We start from the raw sequence: 22291 nt of genomic DNA, 5'->3' as shown, positions 1-22291 counted from the left end.
TAATACTGTATTGCAAAATGTGTTTATCCATTACTACCTCAAATCGATATTCTTGACCAGCGTTGTCTTCGCTGATAACCAGATCCTCGATTTTATTGGTAAACTCTTGATGTACCTCCTGGTCAGCTTTAGGTGTACAAGAGATTAGAAAAATGATACAAGAAGAATACTGTTTGCTATCTTTCGCATGATGATTTATTATTAATAGTCGCTAGGGGTTGCAGCTCTTGACTCATCAACCATTTTCTTAATATACATTTCATATATGGATGGATACTTTCGATCTTTCTTTTTAATTCCGAGCGTATTTTCTACACCCCATCCGTTATAGTTTCCGGTAGCCCTAAGCCAGCCTTTGAAAACGTACCCCCTCCACTGGTGCAAGTATGCAGGGTTGGCTTGTGTGGCAGCGTACTTGTGCCCTTTACTTTAAAATCGGATCTATCAGCAATAGTTCTATAAGCCCTTTCCCACCATAATAATCTTTAGCACTGCTAAAGGTATATTCTTCCGACTTTTCTACAATCCCGGCTAATACCGGGTTACGATGTATATAATCCAACCTTTGATGTTTCCTTTCTGGGGTAGTAAGCTCTATCGGATGATTGTCCTGCTGCCACAACTGAAAACCGCTGTTATTGCTATTGGCGGTACCGGCTCTGCCCATTAACTCTAGCAACCATTCCTTGCGGCTTTCACCAGGGTGGCGCTGAATTGCGGCCCTTAACTTCTCTGAAGTATGTCGCTTCATATCCCGCATTATGTCTTCCAGCTTTTCACCATGAGAACCAATGATCAGGTGCCCATGGCTTGTCATAATACACCAGCCATACAGCTCCATACCTTTATTGGCTATGCAATGCCGCCAGCTATCCAGCATAAAATCCTTGTATTCATTGCGTACAAAGAGGTCAATCCAGTACACCAAAGCAAACGTTTCGAAATACAGTTTTCCTGATCCCCAAATTTGTATTTGGAGCTCATAGATATTGAGATTATCAATAAAAATAACAAAATCTATGTAACAAAAAGACCGCTGATATTACTGCCAGCGGTCAAGTTATTTATCCAGGCAGTACCCTGCCGCACAAGGCTAGACCCTGCATAGCGCCAGTTAGGGATCCGGGCGCCTGCTTATCAAAAGGTCGTCAAGGTTGCCCTGCCCACTGCCGTTAGCTTTTAATACTGGTTGCTATTTCGTTATCGCGCCCTTTGTATTCTAGAACGCCAAGACTTGTTTCATTAAAGTCTAAGTCATTTTCAAAAACCTTCAGAAAAGACGCAGCTAAATAATAAACTTCTTGCCCACTCGATATTTCAAATAAATGCTTGTTGTCATAGCTTAGATATTCCGTTACTGAGTTGTAGTTAGTGATTTCATTTTTATCTATTTCACTTATAGAAACACCATAAAGCATAGTATACAGCTGAATATATCTTGTACTAAAAAAACTATATCAATATTATGGGAATACGTTTCATTTTTCTGTGCCCGCAATAAAAGCTGCCCATGGCTCACATAAACATCAAATAAGGTAAAATATCTGTTGGCCAACAGTACGATCCTGCTCAATACCATCAGCAGATTGCAACTGCCAGGGCCAGCCGGACAGCCACCAACAAGAAAGCCGCTTGTTGCTATGGCTTTTAAGTAAGCCAACTGTAAGCAGACTTTTTACTGGCTGGTCTTCTTTTATCAATAGCCCGGCTTGTGCTTTTGAGACCCAGCTTAGTCAGAGGATGTTCAAGATTACACTCCTTTGTCTTACCCGCCGGTTGAAAATAAAACAGACCGACACAAAGAGCTTCGTTAACTCTATATGCTGGCCTGTTTCTTTGTACAGGTTCACCTTTTAAGTGCACCTTACAGTGTAAATCTTATTTTTCCGCGATCCGGATATCCGGATCGCTAATCGTCAACACGTTGTGAAGGTTGCCGGGCACCGATTACCCTATTACAACCTATTGAGTAATTTTTGTTCGTACATTTTCGCAATCAGCTGACTAGGTGTAATCCGTTTTCCGCTTTTATTAACCATGGTAATAACATTGCTTTTCAGTGAACCATTTAGCTCAAGAATTTCTATTTCAAAGCCCTGCTCAGATTTCAAAAAACAGAACACCGCAATTTGCTCCAAAAATACTGGTACAATGTATTCCCTTAATGATGTCATCCTGCAACATGCCAGGATTTAGCTTACTTCTGTTTGTTTTCTTGCGTGAGCAAAAATCGTCAATACGATCATTCATATTCTTAATAAAATCCTGCCCGACATCAGGTGTAACAAAATCCATCGAATGAACCATCTGGTATAACCTTTCATTGCAGAGGTAGTAATCGTAAGTATTTTCATCAGACAAAGTAAAAAACTTAATCTGCCCGAAGTCGAACAATAACTTATTGTCATCAGTTCTGTATAATACAAAAATTCGATCCTCCTTTTCATAAATCTTATCCTCCACTGTGTCCCTTCTCAATTCTTTATATAGCGCAAGTTTATCCTTTGCAATTGCTTCTTCTTTTTCGCTTAACGAGAAGACTACATGGCCGTTTGGAAGATTTATCTTTTTCATTTCTTGTGCTTTTGCAGTTGCAATATTAAATATGCAAAAATGCAACCAGTGTTTTAATTGTCGTCATATGTTGCTGGATCTGGGTCTGAAGCATCTGAGCTCTGAGTATTGGTTACTTCTTCCTTTTTAACAGGTTTATACTTGTTTACTTTCGCCATTTTTGCAACTTCCGCCACTGTAAGATTTTTGCCATTTTGATAGATGTATCCCATATTCATAGCATGGGCATCACTCACAGAAAACTCATTAGTTTCCTTATCGTACATAAGAATTGAAACTTTGATTAATATACTTCTATCCGCAGCAAACTTCAGCAAGTCATCAGATATCTTCATATCCTGTGTTACAATAAGAAATAGTTGACCAAAAGTTGCGCCATTGTCGTGTCTTTGCTTCCCTAACACTTCTATCATTCCTGACAACTGAGATCTTCTATTTTTTTGTATTGGTTGCGCCAGTGAGTTTGGCCTCGTAGAAAGTTGGAATTCTTTCAAGGGTAATTGGTCGTGGACCTTTTTTGAGTTGCGACTCCGAGTTTGCCAGCTATCGCGTCAGGACGAACATCTATCGGCTTTACGCCAGCATTTACTGTTCTTTTGTAGTCGCTCGGAAAATTGAGAAAAGTATTATGCACGACAAGTTTGTCTCCTTTATGTAATGATGTAACTACTAACTTCTCATAAAAATCCCCAACTTTCTTATTTGTACTCAAGCCCAATTGAGTTTGAGCATAATTCTTAAACCATGTACGCAAAAATGGTTCGGGATACTCCCCAAGAAAATCGACTAAATAAATAGGGCTATTTGCTCCAAAGCTAAAGGGTGAAAATTCGGGCGAATCGCCTGATCTAGGATCAACGGAGAAGAACCTGCCTAGTCTGGGATCATAAACCCTAGATCCAAAATCTACTTGCCCTCCATACCCCTTCACCTCATTGTCATTCTCCTTACCATTAAACCCAAACTTGTATTTAGCTGAACTTCCAACCGTCCTGCTCAACATCCCAAAGGGATAATAATCATTGGCCGCCAGCATTTCCGGTTCATAGTAATTGACCACGGGGATGGTAAATCCGCCTGGCAATGTCAAAGAGCCATTCGAATATACACCTATTTTCCGGTCGCTGATGGTGGTCAGCACATTGCCCAGGTGGTTGCTCAGCTCATACTGCCGGTTGCCCCGGTAAAAAGTGGTGCCCCGGTAATCCGGGTTGATCCAGGGGCCACTATTGGTTTGGGCATTGTCCACAACACTGTTTTGCGGGAACAAGCTACCCAGCCGGCTGCTGCCATACAACTGTACGTCGGCCTGCGTCAGGTACAGGCTATCCAGGTTCCCTCCTGCCGTATCCGTATTAACGGTCGTGTAGGTGCTCAACAAATTACCCTGCGCATCCCGTACATACCAGCTATACTTCAATTCCCACCGGCTACTGTCTTTGTTATAATCCTTCCATACCTTGCTGATCCGGTTGCCCTGCGCATCATACGTATACCGCGTGCGCGTAGTGGTCACCTGGTCGTATTGCGTAACATTCCGGTTGATCTCCGTGATCTTTCCATACACATTCCACTTGATGCTCGTGATCTTTTCCGCCTTATCGGCTACCAGGTTGCCAATGGAATCATAGATATAGTTGCTGTCCACCTGGTTGTCTATATCCAGTATCACATCCCAGCTATTGCCATAAGCATTATCAGCTACCTGGTCTGTTACCCGCTTCAACCTGTTGGTACCGGGATAGTATTGATAGCCCAGCTCATCCATTTTAGATGGGCCCGGGTTGATACCATACCGGTCATAGTTTTGAATATTGCCATTGGCATCGTACCCTACCTGCTCTTTGTAGGTATACACAGATTCCCAGGTACCGGTATAGCTGTTTGCGTTCTTGTCAAACCTGAAGTAATTGTCCTGCCCTTTATACCGGTTCAGCTGGTCATACCGGTAGTTCGTAGAAATACCGTTGTATGCCCCTGCGATTCAAACATGCGGATATTGTAGGCCATGCTGCTGATATTGCCATTGTACAGCGGGCGGTATTGCTGGTCTGGCAACCCGGTTCCCGCAGTCTTGTAGGCCGGGAAGGGCGTCACCCCGCATTGATGGGCTTGTAGTCACCCAGTGGAAATAATTCAGGTTAAAGCCCAGCGCATCGCGGCCCACATACTGGTTGATGTGGCCTATACGGCCATCCCCCCTATATCATGCGTAGCCGTAGCCCCCGTACTGTTCATGCCTTTCAGCCAGCCTTGCAGCGTATAGGCATAATCAATACCCTGTACCTGTTGCTGGCCGATCGTGGTGCGTGCCAGCGGCCCATGCAGGTAGTATTCATATTTGGCTTCCTTTTCCCAGGTATAGCCATCCAGGCTGGTCTGCACTTCCGTCAGCCTGTTCTCCGCATCATAAAAATACCGGTGGGTAAACTGGTCGCTGTACTGCGGCTGGTATTTTACCTGTTCACCTTGCCGCTGATCAGGTCATACTCATACACCACCTTTTTCCAGCGGTTGGCATTTTTGTTCATCAGGTTGGCCCGGCTGTCCGACCGGCCATAGTCCTGCAGCAAAGTATCTACATTACCATGGATATCATAACTGTAAAAGCTGGCATGGTTGAACGAGCTGGTAACGCCCGGTGAATCCGTATACGTCACCCCGCCGGTGGCGGGGCAGGCGTCACTCACCCGGTTGCGTACATTGGCCTGGGTTCCTTAGTGCACAGCGCTGTTTCTGTAAGCACTATTAGGTAGCCAGCTCCAGTGCTGCTATTCAGCCGCCGTTGTGTCACTCTCTTGTACGTCCGGTTCATTATTCATCTATATGTCAAAGAGCGTTTGCAAATATACAAATGTGCTGCGCTGTTAGTAATGTAAGTAGCTAAAAACAATTCAAATAATTATCAATAAGCGGTCCCCGATGCCTGAAGCAAATTTCCATTTAGAAGAAGCTCCTGTACTAAACAAGCAAGCAGTCCTTAGGCTACATGCCTGCCCCGCCAGCCATGCCCACTGCCCTGCTCCTTCCCGCCGCTGCACCTGGCCACCATCCCTTGCCTATACAGCAGCAGCAAAAAGCTGCAGCACAGCAAAGGTAGGGCGGCATCCTTGCCCGCAGAGGCCGCCAAAAGGTACGGCATAAAGCCCCTGTGCGTGTTCTGCATGGAAGCCTGCACCAGCTTCAGCAAGCCATTCAGCTGCATCCATCCACCCATTTATTCCGCTCTCCTTTTGGCTTTGCGCCCATGCCGCCCTGCTTGCTGCCCTGCAGCTTATGCTGCTCGTTTTTTTACTTAACTGTATCGTCTATGCAAGTTTATTTAGTGGCCAGTTCCAGTTGCTGCCTCGTCGGTATTGAACAGTGCCGCGCTTACATTGTCTTTCCCGCCCAGCAGGCCGCCTTCCTGCGGCAGTATGCCGGCTGCATTCTGCTGGCGGGCTGCTCCTTCAGTTCCCTGCCGCCGGTTACTATCTATGTGTACAATAAGGGCTCCTAGCCCTTGTTGATTTTGGTATTGTACCTTGTAAACATCACAAGCTTCCGTACATGAGCTACTTGCTGCTTCTTGCACATAACTGGTCAGAAGTAGCCAAATGAAGTCATCTTAGCCGGTAACGGCCGAAAGTGTACAAGTCCAGATAGAATAACCTCCCTGATTAAGTAAATTGCCCTTGATGGGAGGGAAGCTGTAGGGTAGCTGAAGGGTAGTTATAGGGTAGTCGAAGGGTAGTAATAGGGTACAAATAGCGTTCATTGATAAACAGCCTTTTTGCTTAAAACGGCAGGGTGATTCATGCACCGGTAAGCGGAAGTAAATTACCTACGGCAAATGGAATAAAATAATCCTTTTACCCCTTATGCCAGATCAACTATCAACACCCACACATCCCGGCGAAGTCTTTTGTTTTTATCCCATCGAGATCCCCATTAATAATGCAGAAGATGCATACCTTTTTATTGCCGTTGATGCAGTTTCTGCCTTTTTGTTTCAGACAGGTATGGAGCGCGCCAATGACATGCAGGCAGTATTGCGCAACATACAGTTGCTGATGGAGCAGGACCTGTTCAAACAAAGTAAGGCTGCTTCTTTTACATTGGTCTTGCACAAATGCCAACCCTACAGAGCACAAATAGAAGCCATTGTCAGTCCACACGGAGGTTGTGTTGTATTCGATGATACTTATGTGGCAGCCATTGTTACCCCGCCCATGCGGTTCCTGTTTGAACAAATGGCAAAAGGATAAGTGATAAAAATTACCCTTTATTTCCATGTAATCCCCACAACCAAAGTATTCCCGCTGTCCCTATGTCGCATCCCTTACCCGCTTCCCCGCCGGGAGGTAAGTTATCGTATCATCCCTTCATATTGCTGGCCTTTTTCTTGGGTATTCTTCCGGAACTTGTATTTAGAGCTCATAGATATTGAGATTATTAATAAAAATAACAAAATCTATGTAACAAAAGACCGCTGATATTACTACCAGCGGTCGAGCTATTTATCCAGGCACAAGTACCCTGCCGCACAAGGCTGGACCCTGCATGCGCCAGTTAGGGAGAGCGGGGCCACTTTTTTGTCGTTACCCGTCCGGATATCCTGACGCCTTATTGTAGACAGATCGTAAAGGTTGAAGTACCCTTTATCTGAGTAAATAAGTAATTGTTGTTGAGAAAAAGTCGCACCATTTCTCATTGTGAAAGCCAATCTCGCCGGGCAAGTCATTTTTTTTGAGGGCCTGATTGTAGATGGTTAATTTATCAAATAACTCCATACATCTTTCGTGGATATAACGAAAGTCCCTATAATAATATTCAAAAGCTCCGAACGTAAACAATTGGCTCATTGCATCTGCAGTAGTATCGGAAATTCTCCCATTTGTTTGAAGTTCAAATCGTATAATATCCATGCATAATAAAAAACGAAGCTCGAAATGGTAAAGAATAGGGGGCTAAAATAACTAAGAGTGTCATCTTTTTCTTTGATCAAGTTAATTACCTGATCCATCATTTTTAAATCATTTATTATCATTCTTCTGATACAGTTTTTATATTTTTTTGCAGTTCGGTGCTGAAATATTGTTTAGTTTTTGTAGATCGAATTGTTGTTTCCAAAACCGTCGTTCTCTGTGTTACTTCATAGGTTACTAATTTATAGCCCATTGCGTTTGCAAAGCCTACCGATAGCGCCCCAGCATCGGCGCCATAAGCATCTGTATAAAAATGTTTTTCTGTTTCTATAGCCCCATATGTTCTTTCGAATCTCCAGACTTTAGTCCCAGCTTCCAATACGATTTCCTTCACGGGTTTATTAAACTCTATAGTCTGCATTAAAGAGGTTATTGCGCGTTCAGACTTGCCCGTAGCCCTGAAAACCTTTAATGCAAGCTGTTTTTTAGGTCAGATTTACTTACGGTGTTGGCCACAAGCGGCTCTATAACTCCGCTGTTTGCCTGTGCTACGGTTTTAGTAGTTGTGTTAGAACTTGCAGCATTAGGAGTTGTAAGGACCGGAACTTCTAGTTCGGCATGTGGGGTTGAAGAAACCCCTGTTTGAGGTGCCTTACCCATCGTTGTACTATTACCAGGTGAAACAGGAAGTTCAGTTTCGACATGGTGTTGAAAATTCATCGGCATATACATATACTGACCTGTATAACTCCACACCCCTGCTGCCGCTGCCCATCCTAGTGCTGTTCCATTTGTTGTTTTTCACCAACCACAGGCACATGACCCATATTCATTTGATATCCAATTGATGCGTCTCGTGCAAAATCAGTTGGAGTATTATACCATTTCTTGAATTGTAGCCATTTTTCAAAAATCCAGAAGCCCGTTCTGGTTGAAGGTTCAGCGCCATCTAAATCGATTGCCTGAATTGGAGTATTTCCTGCAAACTGATAGGGAGTATACCATGGATAATTCTTCGTCAACGGATCCACACTCAAAAACTTTCCAATCCTCGGATCATATATCCGCATGCCATAATCCTGTTGATTTTGCCATCCCTTAACCTCATTGTCAGCCTCCTTGCCATTAAACCCAAACCTGTAGGAAACTCCCGTAGAGGATTGCCCCACCTTGCTTACCATCCCAAAGGGATAGTAATCATTGGCGCTCACCATGTCCGGCTCATAATAGTCTATCAAAGAACCAATACCTCCTGAAGATACACCAAATTTCTTATCGCTGATGGTGGTCAGTACATTGCCTAAATGGTTGGACAACTCATATTGCCGCCAGCCTCGCTCAAAATAGCTGCCGCTGTAGAATTGACGGCTTACAGGGCCTCCATCCACATTGCCGCCAAAGGCATACATACCCAGCCGGCTACTACCATAAATGTTTTGTTCAACCAAGTTCACACCCAGGTTTTGCAAGGTAGTCGTATCAACACTACCACTGGCCTTATAGGTTGCCACCAAATTGCCTTGTGCATCTCTCACATACCAGGTAAAGTCTTTAACGGTACTGCCGGCCTTTTCCACGACCTTGCTGATGCGGTTGCCCTGCACATCATAGCTATATGATATACGCGTAGTGTTGACTTTATCGGAGGCACTGGCACTGCGTGTTATTTCTGCAATCTTACCATATACGGTCCATTTGATATTGGTGATCTTCTCCCGTTTGTCCTGGATCAAATTCCCTATCGCATCATACACATAATTACTGCTATCCAAATGGCTATCAATATCCAAAATTATGTCCCAGCTATTGGCCCCATAACGATTGGAATCCACTTTGTCCTCTATCCTCTTTAACTGATTGCCGGCTGGGTAATACTGATAGGTGAGGTCATCCATCAGGTTATCAAACTCTCCACCCGCATTGCGGCGGTAAGTAGAGATATTGCCATTGTCATCATAACTTACCCGCTCGCGGAACATATTGGAGGATGCCAGTGATGAATAACTGTTGGTGGATGTATTAAACCCTTTGTATACATCCTGCCGCGTTAACCGGTTGAGCTGATCGTATTTGTACACATTCAACTGGGCAGGTTCGGCTCCTTCAAATCGCCGGATATAGGTAGCCATGCTGCTGACATTGCTATTGTACAAAGGCCGGTACATACTATCAGGTAAGCCACCGGTAGTAAGGGCATAATATTTGGGGAAGGGTGCTACTGTACTGTTGATGGCTGCATAATCTCCTCCAAAATAGTTGAGGTTGAAGCCCAGGGCATCGCGGGCCACATATTGATTGATATCGCCCACCTTTCCATCACCACCCATATCCTGGGTAGTTGTAGCGCCGGTACTGTTTACACCTTTCAGAAAGCCATGCAAAGTATAGGCATAGTCTATACCCTGTACCAGCTGATCGCCCAGGACGGTACGGGCCAGTGGCCCATGCCGGTAATATTCATAACGGGCATCTTTTTCCCATACCAGGCTGTCATTGCTGGTCTCGACTAAAATAAGCCTGTTCTCCGCATCATAGCTATACCGGTGCAGCCACATATCGTTCCAGCCATTCTGGTACATCATTATATTCACCTTGCCGCTCAGGTCGTATTGGTAAGCAAACTTCTTACGGGCATTCCCGTTCCTGTTCATCATATTGTAGGTTGCCAGGGTACCGCAGGTACCGCAGCCATAATCCTGCAACAGGGTGTCCACATTACCCAATATATCATAGGTATAAAAAGTAGCCTGGTTGTAGGCAGAAGGGTTACTGTTTTCAGTATAGGTTACATAACTCACCCGGTTGCGCATGTTCCTTTGTGCTATTACGGTACTGGGGTCAATCACTCCTACAAAGCCGCTGTAGGGCTGGTCATAAATTGTTTGTGTGATCTGTTCCCTCCTGTTATTGAGTGCTAATAACCAATTGTCGAGCAAGGTCGGATTCCGGCTCAGGGCATTGGTCATTATACCGTTGGAACTGGTATTTTTAACTGCCCAACTTCGGTAATACGGCCAAGCGGATCATATTTTGTGTAGCTGTACAGCTTGTCCTGGTCATTGCTGCTGCCTACCGCTTTTTGTTTGGCATTTTGAGATACAGCCAACCTTCCCAGTCTATCGTACCAGAAATTGGTAAGGCCGCCATCGGGCGATCGCTGCGCCACCACCTGGTTCAGTGTATTGTACCGGTAATCGGTGAGCAATCCATGGTTGGGTTTTAATACCTGCCGGTTGCGACGGGCGGTTTTTACTGAATCGCTGTAGCTGGCCGCCCAGGCAAATTTGCTTACATCCACTCCTGCCGGCGGAATAGTCTTCACCAGGTTACCCACCTGATCATAGTAATACAGGGTATAATGGTATTCACTGATGGGCTGATCTACTGTAAAGCTCTCCCTGTACCGGGCATTGAGGCATTTGGCCAGGTAACGGTTGTCGAAACTATTGATCAGCGAATCGCGGTAGGCTTCATACAACAGGGTTCCTTTGGATACGGCAAACAAATTAGCGTCATCACAAGGCGAATGCTGGTGCAGCGCCACCGGCGGGAATACTGGTTCTGTACGACCGCAAAGAGTAAGGGGTGTTTCATATTCGGGACAATCGCCCAGTTGGATGCCACAGGTACTACTGTAAATAGCCTGTATTTGGCTATAGGTATAATTATTCCCTGTACGTTGGTTGAAATGGCTTACAAAACCCGGTTGGCAGCCCAGGCACTCTGTGGCTGGTACCGGGCGGGCCAAATGATAAGGATCTTCAAATTCCTCTTTATACAAATACCTGCCCGAGGTATCATAGATCCTGATATAGTCTATCTCCCCGGTTTGGGCAAACTGTTTGATGGTCCATCGGTGGATCCTTGTCATCGGGGCATCCAACACACGGGTATTAACCAGCATGGAGTCTATGTAAAAGCTGAAGTTGCGTCCCCTGAACTGCAGCCTGATCCTGCGCCACACATCCATGGGCAGGTGCGGTACATTCTCTTCTATACATTGTTTTTTTGAATCGTTTTGATGGATGCAAATGGCAGCTCCCTTTAGTGGGATTAAGTTTGAGGGAAACCAGCAAAGCACCCGACGTATTGCTATCCGATCCCAGTTCAATCCACCATGAATCCTGAAAGGCATTCGTGATCACCTCATTATCGGGTAGCCTCATCCGTATATCAAAAGTGAAACCTGCGGCATCCAGGCAAATAGTATCCCGGATCCGGTCAAAATCAACATCATTGTAAGGATGAACATTCGGCAACGTATCGGTATAATAATTGGGCAATTTCCAGATACCATTCCTGATGGTTTCACCCAGGGGCACACCTGCTGTATAATTCCATCCGCCAAAATCAACTTTCCAGTTGGTGGTATCAGCGCCGCTGGCATCCAGGTGGGGTATGCCGCCATATTTTTTATATTCGTTGAGGATATTTTGCAAGGAATCACACACCACGGTGCTGCCTCCACCTGTGCAGGCACAGGTATTGGTTACACCTACCGGATCTGTACCCGTGTAGGATATTTGGTTCGCAGCAAGCCATACCGGGTCTAGCATATCTTTGAGTGGAGAACTACCCAGGTAGCCGTCATTTTGCAGGGCTTTATCGACAATGGATAAGTCCTGGATGCTTTGTGTACAGGTATCCTTGCTGCGCAGGAGGTAATACCCCATCAGGTTGGCCTGAGGTGTTAAGCGGGTATTGAGATTGGCAGCGATCTGGGCCGGTGTGCGGGCAATATTCCACACTCACTTCATCTATCCAGCCGTTGAAAGCAGCTGGGGTATAAGATGCTACTTCAGTGGCTGAATCATATCCAATGTACCAGGGTCCATTGGTGGAAATATTACGCTGAGAAGGTGGTGTAGTTACAGGTCCTGTACAAACAATGGAATAGGATAATTTAATGCCATCAATATACATTCCTAAGGAATCGCCCTGCCTGGAAACCGCTACATGATGGGGCTTACCATCAAATACATTGATGCCGCCGGTGCTGGTGGTTTGATAATTGTAACAACCTTCCAGGTTGATCAAAAGTTTGCCATCGTTTTGCATGAGAAAGCTAAAGCCATTGCTAAGGGACCCGTTGGTATAAGTTCTATTGGACATGATCTCATTAAACGGGCTATGGGTCTTGGGCTTCATTCTTACCTCAAATGTAAAATCGCCGGTACCCAACTTGAGGCGATTATTGCGTACGGGAATGGTAACCCTGCGTTTACCGGCCATACCATTAAATGACAGGGCCTGGTTGCAATATTTATCGGAGGTATTCGTACAGGAATTAATGAAATCGAGGTATTCGGCTGTCTTTTTACCAAATCCCAGATGGGTGTTCATATACCTTTCAAACAGGTTATTGTACACCCGCTGCAGGCTATCAACATCATCATAGGTAGGAATGGCTATTGGAAACTCTTGTTTGTAACTGGCGTACAAAGGATCCACCATTTCGCAGGTTGCACATACTTCTTTTCCTCCACCACATTGAAGAACTGGTGGCAGACTTAGCGGCTCCTTCAAAAGCTGCAATTAATAGTGCCATCACACACTTTGCGCAGCGTGTCCAGTACCCCTTCGTAGATCCTGGTGTTGGTAGTACGATAGATATAATCGGAAAAACTGGCATCCCTGGCTGCTACCTGGTATTGGCTATATAAATTGCCGATGGTAGCGCATTCGCAGCTATCGGGTTTTTGCATGATGGGTTTATCATACAGGATGGGCTGGTTTTCATAAGGCCTTGGTGCAGTAAGCAGGTATACATTACAAGTAGTATTGTAATTGCTGCCCGCATAGGCTTTTAAGACCTGCTCAAAACTTCTGTCGAGGTTGGTGCTGGCAGGTTTTACGGTGCTGGCGCCGAATAGATGAGCTTCGTCACCACCTTCTTTACACACCTGTATCAGCCTGTTGATTATAGCTGCGGAGTCGCTTTGGCTAAAACTGCATGGTTTCAGCTCCTGCCACCATTGCATGGCATAGGCGCGGCAATTGTCCAAGATAAAGGAATTGATGCTGTCTTTCCCCTCAGCTTCATCGTCGACTAATCCACTCAACTGGCCTGCCGCTGCCATAGCGGGACTCATAAAGGTAACAGCATGGCCGGAAGCAAAAAGGCGTGCATAGTATCCTGGATCATTTTTTATTCCTTCAGCGTAAGCATTTAGCTGGGCATCGATGATCTCCCGTTTCTTTTGCAGGTAAATTTCCCTGAAATAGCGCCAGGCAATATCCAGTTCGCCTGAACAGGAAGCATCCATGGAGAATGCCTGGTTGATATTAGAATAAGATTGCCGGCAAGCTTCATCTTTATCCGGACAATGGGCCATGATGGTGGCAAAAGACCAGGCATTGATATTGGGTTCCGACTGCAGTTTGACCGCATTGAACAGGGAATCCTGCATAGCTGCTTTTGCAGAAGTAAGGAGACTAGTAAACAAGGGATCAGCCTGAAGGGGTTGATGTGTATATTTTGCGTTGGCAGGCAGGCCGGTAAAGTTGGCCGGGTTGAGGTAACCCTTAGCAATAGCCTCCTGATAAGTTTCGGTATTTTCAAAGCGCAGATCCCACTCATGGCTGGCTTTCCATTGTTCAAAAGCTGCAGTTTGGGGTATTCGGGATGCAGGGTAAGTAATGTATTGGCCCATGACTTTTTGAATTCGCGTGAAAAATCAACTACACTCAGTCCCTGGGGGTTCAATGGATCATTGAATCCATTTCCATCGAGGTAGGACAGATTTTGGTAAGGTCGTTTGCCGCTCGCATCGGCCAAAAATATTGAATATCCATCCGTTGTTTTTCCGGATCAGCATATTGACCATCAGGGGCGGTAACATCGGCCAGCATCTGATCCCGATAGCTTTTATCCAGACTTCTGCCTATGCATAACTCTTCGCAATCTGCTGACAATTTTTGCCAGGCCAGAAGGGCTGCAGGCCTATATGCGGCTGAGTCACTCACTGCGATACCCATTTGTTGCATATAGTTGGGACGGAAGGTTGCCCAGGTGCCGAGGGCAGTACTGCAGGAAGCGCAGGTTGGTTGGCATTGGATGTTGAGGCTTGCTTTCTGCTCGGCAATGAATTGATCCAATGTTTTGCAGGTATTGCGACGCAGGAAAATGTCGCGGTAGGTATCCATTGCTTTTTTGCGGATGGTCAATTTCTTAGCAACCAGGTAGTTTCCTTCACGCAGGTAGACAGACTGGTCTACACCAGGGAATGGTGTATTCGCATTACAGGTGGTATCAACGGTAAGGTTACTGGCTGTAATCTTATACGGAATCCCGCCGGGTAGTGTAGAATTGTTACATTCATCGGTAATGGTAATTTCAAGGTCATAGCTGCAATCGTAGCAAATGGAGGTATCCTTGCAATCCTTAATGCTAATGCTATCGGGTAATAAAGAATACTTGAAACGATGGTCGCCTGCCTTCGTTACCACCAGTCCTTTATTGATTCTATACTGGTGCCATTGATAATATTGGTGGTACTATCAATCAGCTTTTTAGTAAAATAGAAGGATTTGCTGGAAGCCAGGGTATCCATTTTGGTGACCGGTTTGCCCGCCAGTGCTGTGGCAATGGTACGGCCATGCATGTCAACATAACTGATGCTATACTGACCATTGGCATCGCGCACCATGTTCTTAAAATAATGAGAGGCGTTGCCCACCTCGGTTCCGAAGAGCACATCCAGCTCTTCCTGGTCGGCGGCACTGTAAAAGTAGCGTGCAGCCCTGCCGGAATCAATCTGAAAATCGGCGCCTACCCCACTTTGCAGACTTACACGGCTTGTATTGTCGGGTGTATACCTTGTTTCGGCAAAGGGATACCCTTTGGCATCGGGTATGTATTTATGAAAACTGGTATTAACCAGCGGATTGGCAGGCGAATAATATCTGGACGCTCCACTCAGGGTTCCCATGGCTGGCGCTCCCTGCTTGCAATAGCAAGAGTCGGCCAGTAATCCATCGTACCGGTCCTTATCGTATTCAGCTCCGTTGACAGGCAAGTTAAAATTGGGTGTGTATTTTATGAGGCTGCTGAGGGAGGGTGATGGCAATACCTGTATAGCGGGGCGCCCCTGGTAATCGTACAAGGTTTCCGCAACAAGGGTGGTATCGGTTGTATTGTCTTTGGTTACTGTTTGGCGATTGCGTAATGACCCATCAAAATATTGAACTACGACCTTTCGTTTGCCTTCTTCTGCAAAGCTGGTAGAGGCCTGCCAGTTTAATTTATTCTCATGGCCCGTAAAGGAATAGTCGCCCAGGCTCGTGCTCCAGATGGATTCAATACGTTGATTGTTTGCCTTGGTTTGCACGGCCCTGACCCGGTAAAAAAAGATGGCCGCTGCCATCATACAGAAGGGGTATGAAATAACGGCTTTGGGTGATGCTTACTCTTGTAGCGTTAAACTTAAAGATCTTTAAAGCATCAAAATTAGCTGTGCTGCCTGGCATGTAATAATTGGCAATTGCGGAATCATCTATATAGGTCCATTCGAGGTCGTATTCATCGGCTGCCCGTTGGCTGCTCCAAGATACATCCAGCTCTCCCTTATCAGTATTGTACGCAGGGGCATAGAGTGAGGAAACCGCATTATTGGTACAGTCGAAGGCATACTCGCGCGTTACAAATAGCTCATTCTCCAGCATCAATGAATTCTCCACATTCGCCAGGTTGCCGCTAATCACCGTCATACTGGTAATTTTCACCTGCGCCTGGTGCCCCCGGTAAAAGTGTACACCGCCTTTGGCGTATAGCGGCCACTCTTATAACTCTTGATATTGAGGGAAATGATGCCGGTGGAATCGGATACGGGACTGCTGCCTACGTTACGGATAAAATACACTTTGAAGTTTACGGTAATATCAAAGGTGTCCGGCAGTTTAAGATTGGCAAACTCATTGACCTTAAAGGTAACGAGGTTACGCACTTTAAAGGTTGTTTGCAGTGGCTTTAAGGTTGCATTAAAGTAAACGGTATCCTTTACCAAATTGAAGGAGTCTTTACGCAGCTGATTACCTTTGAGTGGCATTGCTGCATAGGGCTCATTGCTGGCAAAGGCCATCCCTGGTAAAGATAAACCGGCGATCAGCAACAGGCTAAAAACTATAATATTTTGTAAGCGTTTCATGCTAGTATATTTATTAGTATGCACTGACATCAACGATTTCGTAGGTGGAATAGGCTGGCGTCAGCACATAGACCCCATTAATACGTGTATAGTATTGGTCGGTCGGATAGGTTCCGCCAGAACAATTCGTTCCATAGCCACCAATAAATTGAATCACTACTTTATCATAAGCGCTTGTGCCGCTTCCGTTCTCCAATTTTCTGACACAGGTTACCTTTTGGGGTTTAATGTAGCTGTATCATAACTTAAGCTATAAGAAAGGTAGGGGGACTCGGGCTTGAACGCCGCTTTAATGACCTTAAATCCCAAAGAGTCGATAGCATACATTCGCTCAATATTGTCCTCTACAAACTGAGGATCTAACAGGTCTAATTGGAAAAAGCCTGCATCACGCTGATGCGCTTATTTATAACGATTAGTTTCGTGCTGTCTTCAACAACAATATGCTCCCCGTCATTTTGAATATGGATTTCGCCTTTATAAGTAGGAGGGGCGCCGGGATTAGGATACATTCTTGTATAAGCAAGTTTGAAGTTGGAGTTGTAAGCTGAATACGTTGCTATGTAGGTAGAGTCCCTGATCAGTAACCCGGAAGAATCGACATATTCTCTAAAGTAGGAGATCCAATCAAAAACGCAGTTGTTATCAAGCACGGATTTCAGGTCCTTTAGGGATTCATTGGCATCTGAAGTATCTACCCGCATATTGTCCGGAGCTGCTAACGCGCTGTTGAGACAGGCGGCCAGCATGATCAACAGGCTAAGTTTTAATATTATTTGTTTCATATACTCAGTTAGTTATTTGATTTTTGGATGGCGCTCCTGGTTTCCTTGATGGTTTTTATTCCCCGCTCTGTTTCTTTTTAACCCGGATGAGGGTTCCCTCATCATCATATTCATAGAAAGTAGCGTGGTTGTTCTCATCCAGCTCGGCCATCAACCGCAGGTTGATCGGGTCATAGGCAAAGGACTTCATATTGCTGTTGAACGGATGCATGCGCAGGTCATCAAAATAAGCCGCAGTAGAAGTTGCTGTTTCCAGGAATACATTCATTTCTGTAACATTTGCCGGAATATCCACTACTTCTTCTATGCGCTGCCATCCTTCAATAATATTTCCTTTGGGCTTTAAGGTGTAGGTAACGCCGCTGCCATTGTTGAACGTAAGGCGAACTCTTCCGCTGTTGTAACTGCTTCCGGCAGGACAGGGTATCTCTTCTTTTACCCAGGCGCTGAATACCATTTTACTTCCCTGCAAGGGAGAGAACTTGTTGTGAATGGCGTTGACTGGTACCGGGCTCCTGAACTTAACGCACCAGGTGGTATCGTTGACCACAGAGCCGTTGGCTTGTGCCGCCGTCTGGTACAGGCAACTGGCAGGAATGGGTACCTGTAAACCAACATAGCCGTTACCCCATGTAAGGTCAATGCCCCCATCACCATCCCCGTTTTTCATCAACACTTCTATATCATAGAGCTGTCCGGCGTTGAGTCGCATAAAAGGCGAGAACCGGGTTACAGGCCCCACGCCCGTATAACTTATAATGGTAACGCCTCCGATCTTCAGGGTAATTTCATCGTCCACTGTTACCTTGAAGGTATAGTTGCCGCTATATTGGGGTTGTAATTTACCTGTCCATTTTACGGCGAAATATTCTTTGGCACATATCTGCGATGGCCCCTGCCCCCGTTTCCAGGAGTCCTTGGGCAAGGTGATAGCAGTTGTGGGAGACCATTCAATGGTAGAACCTGTAATATTGTGCCCTACGCAGGGATTGATATTCAATGCGGGGCGTGCCCTGTATATACCATACTGGGTAAGCAGGCCATTTCCTTTAGGAGTGACCGTTTGCGTAACAAGCGGCAGGGAATCTACTTTTAAGGAGATACGGGTAGAAGCAGTATCAGCCTGACTGGTAGCGATGGGCACTTTGGTTACTGTACTATTGGAGCCGTATACTTTATAGCTATACCGGCCGGTATGGCTCATGTAGTCTGTTCGGCCTGCCACGGTATAATCGGCCAGTTTTATCCAGCCATTGTCGTCGCAGGTAGCGCAAGGACTGGTTTTATAATCCCTGTCCTCAAATCCATCAAAGGTAATTTCCCGGTGCCGGCTGTTTTGCGCTACTGCTACCGGCAAGGTTTTATTGTATCCATATAAGCCGGCATTGTAGCGGTTGAGGGGATCAACGTTTTCCATTTCAACGCCCTTACCGTTGACGAGGGTGGTCTTACTATTCCATACCCAACGGGTGGAATCAGGAACGAGCTTCATGAACCCCGATTGTAATGCCCAGAAAGGAACAAACCCTTTAATGGCCCCATCGGTCCGGATATTTGTAGCTGCTGCAAAATCGGATTGTTTTCTGCCGGCATAATAGGTAAAGGAAGTATCTATGCGCCAATTGCCCAATATGCCATAGCGGTAGGGATTCAGTGTATCATTGTTGACGACTTCGAGCGGCATACTTTGTACCGTACCTCATTAGGCACGAGATAGGAAACCTGTATAGTTACGGGACAAGGATTGGCGCAAGGGATGATCGGATTGCACACTCTTGATACGTTATCGACGCCATAAAAACTCATGAACCGAACTGTTTTATTGCCACTACCGATGCGGGCTTCTGTATTCAGTTTTAAGACCAGGTTGCGGTATTCGGGCGCCAGTGACTGCATGCTTTGTATGATGGAAGTCACATCTATGTTCCCATAATTTTCGCAAGAGTTGATGTAGCCTCTGGTTGGAAGCGCTGCAGTGGGGCCGGCAGCATTATTAAGGCTGGTCTCGTTGGCCCAGGGCACCTGTTCGCTTCCATAAAATGGATACGGATACCGGAATAGTACGCCAGCTGTATATTCTCCTATTCCTTCATAAGAATAATTCAGGGAATTCCAGGGGCTATGTCCCCACATATTCAAGGGAGGGCTTCCATAAAAATTCATTTTAGCGCTTTGGATAATGGCGCCATCGGGAATACCTTCCCATTTCAGTTTAAGCAATGCCCTGGTACGGAACTCATCATTGCCATAGCGCTGGTAGCTGGCAACCAGTCTGTTAAAGTTATAATCTGTTACATTGGTAAGCTGTCCGTTGCCACTCCTATGCTGGCGTAGCAAAACCGGCGTGATCCTTATACCGCCTTTAATGCCTTGTGTATATTCAATAGCAATGCTATCATACTCCTTCCAAACATTGTCTATTTTCCACATGTCTTTAAAACGTGCTGCACTGGCGGCTATCACTTCGGTTGTAGAATCAATCACAATGCGGTCTTTTCCTGCCACGTTTTTAATGGGGTTTACCATGGTGGTTACTGTCCCCAGGGGCGCTGCTGATAAATTGCGTTTACCGGAGCGAATGATCTTCAGTGTCTCAATATCTCCATTATAAGGGCGGCCTTCAAAATCTATAAAATTGATGCCTTTGTGCTGTTGAATACCTCTGCCGGCATCGATGGCCCATAATCTGTTGGGCTTGAGTTCATCTTTATAGGTATAGAAAAAGGGCGAACAGCTATCGGTTACAGTTGAATTTCGTTGGTCGCGGGCTGATACCAGTATTTCATCACCACTTTCAAAATAACGGTCGGCATTGAACCTTGTGCCATCGGTATTGAGCATAATTCCCTGGCGTACTATTTTCTTAACCAGTGTAACGCCTATATTTTTATAGGCAGGTCCCATACCGCTGTAAGCCCAATGTGCCGGATAGTTAAAGTTGTACAGCGGATCATCAAATTCATTGTTGGTTTGGTTGAGTAGGGCCTGTCCTGTTTCGGCATCGTATACCAGGTCGCGGGTAGTGACCCTGCTTCCTTTTTCAATATGCAGCACACTGTCCAATATACCATACCGGTTTACCACCTTGGTAACAGCTACTGACCTGTATTGATTGGTTTCCATGGTTGGTAAGGGGATCATTGGCAACCAGAAAATAGGTGGCCAGGTATGTACGAAATCAAGGTTGGCTTCCAGGTTGATACCGGTGGTTGTAGAAACCTGCTCCCTCAGATCAATCATCAATTCTACTTCCTTGCCTATTTCCGCATTGTGGCGGATAACGCCATTAGCAGAGTCAATTACACTTACCTTATTGGATAATTTTTGCCGCAAAGCAGCATTGTTTTCCAGTTTATAGTAATTATAGGTATAACTGATATAGTGAGCTGTGTCGGTTTGGGCGTAGGAAGCCTGTGATCTTAGCTTCCCGTGCATATCATTCAGCTCCACCTTGAAGCCCTGGGATAACGTGACATTATTCCGGGCATTGAATTTTAATGCATTGGCGATGGGTGGATTGAATGTTTTCTTGCTTTCATCGTCCAGGGAGTAAATTCAACGATAGACGGAAACTCCCTGGCGGTGTAAAACTCAGTTACATCAAATCCGTTGGCCGATTTCTTTGTTTTATGAATGGTTTGCACTTTCACCCGGCTATAACCAATCATGGGCGCCGGGAAAAAGTCTCCGCAAAAGGTTCTTCTGTATACACATAATCTACAGGCGCCAGGGCCCCTACTTTTTCGGTATATACTTTATGCGGAACGCGGAAGGGGTTTTCATCATTGCCCACAGCCGGTTCATAAACAGCCACCCCACTACTAACAGTGACAGGTGCACCATCCACATCAATAGAAGTTGTATAGGAATAATCCTGTCCATAGGTAGCTTCTACCTGTTGTCCGGAGGTCATGCTGTTCCAGTTGTCTTTTACTTCTACCCTTTTTACACGGAGACCGCCACCGAACTTTTTATATACCGGATTGTTGAGCCGCACAAACGATTTGTCCAGTACTACATTATTTATCCAATTGCCTTTACGGGCGTTGTTGGGGAAACCACTTACTGTATTGCTAATATTTCCAGCCACAGAGGCCAGCATGCCCAATACATTCTTAAGACTGAAGTTGTCACCCGGTTCGGAATAAGGATAAGCCTTACTGGGAAGGTTAAGGCGCAGGAACTGGACGGCTGCCGTGGCCATGGGGCTCTTGTTACCGTCCAGTGCTTTTACTTTTATCCAGATCATCTTGTTTCCGGATCCGGCTTTCACATCATAGTCTTCGATATCTGCATAGCAGGGAACCACCTCATATCCTTTACCCCATATATCATCCGGCATATTGACCGCCAGTTTAAAGAAAAGCTGGCTCACACCTTCCAGGTATTTGCGTTTGATATCGGCTTTATCCGCAACAGCCTCTGATACATTGGCCAATACATAGAGGTAGTCGTTGGAAGTAGCGCCCGGCTGGTGCAGGTTGTTACTACCTGTGGCACCTGAGCTGGCAGCAAACCCAGCTCCTGCCAGGGAGAAAAACTGCATGGCTCTTTGTCCTGCACGTAGGCATAATCATCGCTTTCATAAGTAACTTTTATTTTACCACCAGAGGGTAACTTAATCTCTGATAACGTCCAGGGAGCTGCATTGGCGGCTGCACTGTCGGCATTCCATTGAGTGCCTTCCTGCAATGCATAGGCATAATCGGCATTGGTGAGTGGCTTACCGCTACCCGGATTTTTTGCCGGGTTCTTGTAGCTGCCCCAACGGTCGGTAGCGCCGCTTTGGTAATCGGGGTTTTTAGGATGGTAAGTAAAAACATAAGGGTTTAAAGCTCCTTTGTTGTTTTTATTATAGGTAAACCACACTTTCTTCAGG

The 22291-nt window shown here is 45.6% G+C and carries 26 protein-coding genes; 2 read left to right on the top strand and 24 right to left on the bottom strand.

Annotated elements, in window-relative coordinates:
• Positions 1 to 424: 424 nt before the first annotated feature.
• The 5 genes from RS881_RS02175 to RS881_RS02155 form a co-directional block, all read right to left on the bottom strand.
• Positions 425 to 967: an REP-associated tyrosine transposase gene (locus RS881_RS02175; RefSeq protein WP_425476416.1), complete on the bottom strand. Its 543-nt coding sequence runs from the start codon at positions 965 to 967 to the stop codon at positions 425 to 427.
• A 205-nt stretch (positions 968 to 1172) separates the two neighbouring features.
• Positions 1173 to 1418, bottom strand: coding sequence for a hypothetical protein (locus RS881_RS02170; protein ID WP_315819583.1), 246 nt, complete (start codon positions 1416 to 1418; stop codon positions 1173 to 1175).
• Between the two features lie 682 nt (positions 1419 to 2100).
• Positions 2101 to 2574: a hypothetical protein gene (locus RS881_RS02165; protein WP_315819582.1), complete on the bottom strand. Its 474-nt coding sequence runs from the start codon at positions 2572 to 2574 to the stop codon at positions 2101 to 2103.
• 53 nt (positions 2575 to 2627) lie between these two features.
• Positions 2628 to 3068: a hypothetical protein gene (locus RS881_RS02160; RefSeq protein ID WP_315819581.1), complete on the bottom strand. Its 441-nt coding sequence runs from the start codon at positions 3066 to 3068 to the stop codon at positions 2628 to 2630.
• Positions 3065 to 4432 carry an RHS repeat-associated core domain-containing protein gene (locus RS881_RS02155; RefSeq protein WP_315819580.1) on the bottom strand — a complete coding sequence of 456 codons (1368 nt, stop codon included), beginning with the start codon at positions 4430 to 4432 and terminating at the stop codon, positions 3065 to 3067. The genes RS881_RS02160 and RS881_RS02155 overlap by 4 nt, the downstream gene beginning before the upstream one ends.
• A gap of 113 nt (positions 4433 to 4545) precedes the next feature.
• On the opposite strand from RS881_RS02155, the gene RS881_RS02150 reads away from it, so the two are divergent.
• Positions 4546 to 4692 carry a hypothetical protein gene (locus RS881_RS02150; RefSeq protein ID WP_315819579.1) on the top strand — a complete coding sequence of 49 codons (147 nt, stop codon included), beginning with the start codon at positions 4546 to 4548 and terminating at the stop codon, positions 4690 to 4692.
• Positions 4693 to 4758: 66 nt separating this feature from the next.
• Here RS881_RS02150 and RS881_RS02145 read toward each other — a convergent pair whose 3' ends face one another.
• The 4 genes from RS881_RS02145 to RS881_RS02130 all read right to left on the bottom strand — a co-directional run bounded on the left by RS881_RS02145 (position 4759) and on the right by RS881_RS02130 (position 6148).
• Positions 4759 to 4959 carry a hypothetical protein gene (locus RS881_RS02145; protein WP_315819578.1) on the bottom strand — a complete coding sequence of 67 codons (201 nt, stop codon included), beginning with the start codon at positions 4957 to 4959 and terminating at the stop codon, positions 4759 to 4761.
• A gap of 71 nt (positions 4960 to 5030) precedes the next feature.
• Entirely contained in the window at positions 5031 to 5264 is a 234-nt protein-coding gene (locus tag RS881_RS02140) for a hypothetical protein (protein WP_315819577.1), read from the bottom strand.
• 290 nt (positions 5265 to 5554) lie between these two features.
• A complete protein-coding gene (locus RS881_RS02135) occupies positions 5555 to 5779 on the bottom strand; it encodes a hypothetical protein (protein WP_315819576.1) in 225 nt (74 codons plus the stop codon).
• 117 nt (positions 5780 to 5896) lie between these two features.
• A complete protein-coding gene (locus RS881_RS02130) occupies positions 5897 to 6148 on the bottom strand; it encodes a hypothetical protein (protein ID WP_315819575.1) in 252 nt (83 codons plus the stop codon).
• 286 nt (positions 6149 to 6434) lie between these two features.
• Between RS881_RS02130 and RS881_RS02125 the strand changes: the two genes are divergently transcribed.
• The gene (locus tag RS881_RS02125; protein WP_315819574.1) at positions 6435 to 6821 is read left to right on the top strand and encodes a hypothetical protein; all 387 of its coding nucleotides are present in this window, start codon (positions 6435 to 6437) and stop codon (positions 6819 to 6821) included.
• Between the two features lie 778 nt (positions 6822 to 7599).
• Here RS881_RS02125 and RS881_RS02120 read toward each other — a convergent pair.
• The 15 genes from RS881_RS02120 to RS881_RS02050 form a co-directional block, all read right to left on the bottom strand.
• Positions 7600 to 7875 carry a hypothetical protein gene (locus RS881_RS02120; protein ID WP_315819573.1) on the bottom strand — a complete coding sequence of 92 codons (276 nt, stop codon included), beginning with the start codon at positions 7873 to 7875 and terminating at the stop codon, positions 7600 to 7602.
• 382 nt (positions 7876 to 8257) lie between these two features.
• Complete coding sequence (locus tag RS881_RS02115; protein WP_315819572.1) at positions 8258 to 10447, bottom strand: RHS repeat domain-containing protein; 2190 nt, start codon at positions 10445 to 10447, stop codon at positions 8258 to 8260.
• Positions 10447 to 11385, bottom strand: a complete 939-nt coding sequence (locus tag RS881_RS02110; RefSeq protein WP_315819571.1) for a hypothetical protein — start codon at positions 11383 to 11385, stop codon at positions 10447 to 10449. Before RS881_RS02110 ends, RS881_RS02115 begins: the two co-directional genes overlap by 1 nt.
• Before the next feature lie 698 nt (positions 11386 to 12083).
• Positions 12084 to 12935, bottom strand: a complete 852-nt coding sequence (locus RS881_RS02105) for a LamG domain-containing protein (RefSeq protein WP_315819570.1) — start codon at positions 12933 to 12935, stop codon at positions 12084 to 12086.
• A gap of 68 nt (positions 12936 to 13003) precedes the next feature.
• The gene (locus RS881_RS02100; protein WP_315819569.1) at positions 13004 to 14134 is read right to left on the bottom strand and encodes a hypothetical protein; all 1131 of its coding nucleotides are present in this window, start codon (positions 14132 to 14134) and stop codon (positions 13004 to 13006) included.
• 49 nt (positions 14135 to 14183) lie between these two features.
• The gene (locus tag RS881_RS02095) at positions 14184 to 14930 is read right to left on the bottom strand and encodes a hypothetical protein (protein WP_315819568.1); all 747 of its coding nucleotides are present in this window, start codon (positions 14928 to 14930) and stop codon (positions 14184 to 14186) included.
• Positions 14924 to 15811, bottom strand: a complete 888-nt coding sequence (locus RS881_RS02090) for a DUF6443 domain-containing protein (RefSeq protein WP_315819567.1) — start codon at positions 15809 to 15811, stop codon at positions 14924 to 14926. The genes RS881_RS02095 and RS881_RS02090 overlap by 7 nt, the downstream gene beginning before the upstream one ends.
• Positions 15780 to 16190, bottom strand: a complete 411-nt coding sequence (locus RS881_RS02085) for a hypothetical protein (protein ID WP_315819566.1) — start codon at positions 16188 to 16190, stop codon at positions 15780 to 15782. The genes RS881_RS02090 and RS881_RS02085 overlap by 32 nt, the downstream gene beginning before the upstream one ends.
• A gap of 11 nt (positions 16191 to 16201) precedes the next feature.
• Positions 16202 to 16627 carry a hypothetical protein gene (locus RS881_RS02080; protein WP_315819565.1) on the bottom strand — a complete coding sequence of 142 codons (426 nt, stop codon included), beginning with the start codon at positions 16625 to 16627 and terminating at the stop codon, positions 16202 to 16204.
• Positions 16628 to 16995: 368 nt separating this feature from the next.
• Entirely contained in the window at positions 16996 to 17412 is a 417-nt protein-coding gene (locus tag RS881_RS02075; RefSeq protein WP_315819564.1) for a hypothetical protein, read from the bottom strand.
• A 55-nt stretch (positions 17413 to 17467) separates the two neighbouring features.
• Positions 17468 to 19096, bottom strand: coding sequence for a PA14 domain-containing protein (locus tag RS881_RS02070; RefSeq protein WP_315819563.1), 1629 nt, complete (start codon positions 19094 to 19096; stop codon positions 17468 to 17470).
• Positions 19063 to 20862, bottom strand: a complete 1800-nt coding sequence (locus tag RS881_RS02065) for a hypothetical protein (protein ID WP_315819562.1) — start codon at positions 20860 to 20862, stop codon at positions 19063 to 19065. Before RS881_RS02065 ends, RS881_RS02070 begins: the two co-directional genes overlap by 34 nt.
• A 44-nt stretch (positions 20863 to 20906) precedes the next feature.
• Positions 20907 to 21080, bottom strand: a complete 174-nt coding sequence (locus RS881_RS02060) for a hypothetical protein (protein WP_315819561.1) — start codon at positions 21078 to 21080, stop codon at positions 20907 to 20909.
• Complete coding sequence (locus RS881_RS02055; protein ID WP_315819560.1) at positions 21077 to 21850, bottom strand: hypothetical protein; 774 nt, start codon at positions 21848 to 21850, stop codon at positions 21077 to 21079. The genes RS881_RS02060 and RS881_RS02055 overlap by 4 nt, the downstream gene beginning before the upstream one ends.
• Entirely contained in the window at positions 21784 to 22281 is a 498-nt protein-coding gene (locus RS881_RS02050) for a hypothetical protein (RefSeq protein WP_315819559.1), read from the bottom strand. The genes RS881_RS02055 and RS881_RS02050 overlap by 67 nt, the downstream gene beginning before the upstream one ends.
• Between the last annotated feature and the right edge of the window lie 10 nt (positions 22282 to 22291).

Origin of the sequence: Paraflavitalea speifideaquila, from assembly GCF_032395985.1 — a bacterium.
In the GTDB taxonomy this organism is placed as follows: Bacteria; Bacteroidota; Bacteroidia; order Chitinophagales; family Chitinophagaceae; genus Paraflavitalea; species Paraflavitalea speifideaquila.
Note: the sequence above shows the minus strand (reverse complement) of the source record. Positions and strands in the feature narration are given on the sequence as shown.

Coding starts and splice junctions, on each gene's coding strand:
- RS881_RS02170 (WP_315819583.1), bottom strand. CDS start 1,418: ATGCTTTATGGTGTTTCTATAAGTGAAATAGATAAAAATGAAATCACT.
- RS881_RS02165 (WP_315819582.1), bottom strand. CDS start 2,574: ATGAAAAAGATAAATCTTCCAAACGGCCATGTAGTCTTCTCGTTAAGC.
- RS881_RS02150 (WP_315819579.1), top strand. CDS start 4,546: ATGCCCCTGCGATTCAAACATGCGGATATTGTAGGCCATGCTGCTGAT.
- RS881_RS02135 (WP_315819576.1), bottom strand. CDS start 5,779: ATGCAGCTGAATGGCTTGCTGAAGCTGGTGCAGGCTTCCATGCAGAAC.
- RS881_RS02125 (WP_315819574.1), top strand. CDS start 6,435: ATGCCAGATCAACTATCAACACCCACACATCCCGGCGAAGTCTTTTGT.
- RS881_RS02115 (WP_315819572.1), bottom strand. CDS start 10,447: ATGACCAATGCCCTGAGCCGGAATCCGACCTTGCTCGACAATTGGTTA.
- RS881_RS02110 (WP_315819571.1), bottom strand. CDS start 11,385: ATGCTGGTTAATACCCGTGTGTTGGATGCCCCGATGACAAGGATCCAC.
- RS881_RS02105 (WP_315819570.1), bottom strand. CDS start 12,935: ATGGTGGATCCTTTGTACGCCAGTTACAAACAAGAGTTTCCAATAGCC.
- RS881_RS02100 (WP_315819569.1), bottom strand. CDS start 14,134: ATGGGCCAATACATTACTTACCCTGCATCCCGAATACCCCAAACTGCA.
- RS881_RS02085 (WP_315819566.1), bottom strand. CDS start 16,190: ATGACGGTGATTAGCGGCAACCTGGCGAATGTGGAGAATTCATTGATG.
- RS881_RS02080 (WP_315819565.1), bottom strand. CDS start 16,627: ATGAAACGCTTACAAAATATTATAGTTTTTAGCCTGTTGCTGATCGCC.
- RS881_RS02075 (WP_315819564.1), bottom strand. CDS start 17,412: ATGAAACAAATAATATTAAAACTTAGCCTGTTGATCATGCTGGCCGCC.
- RS881_RS02070 (WP_315819563.1), bottom strand. CDS start 19,096: ATGCCGCTCGAAGTCGTCAACAATGATACACTGAATCCCTACCGCTAT.
- RS881_RS02060 (WP_315819561.1), bottom strand. CDS start 21,080: ATGATTGGTTATAGCCGGGTGAAAGTGCAAACCATTCATAAAACAAAG.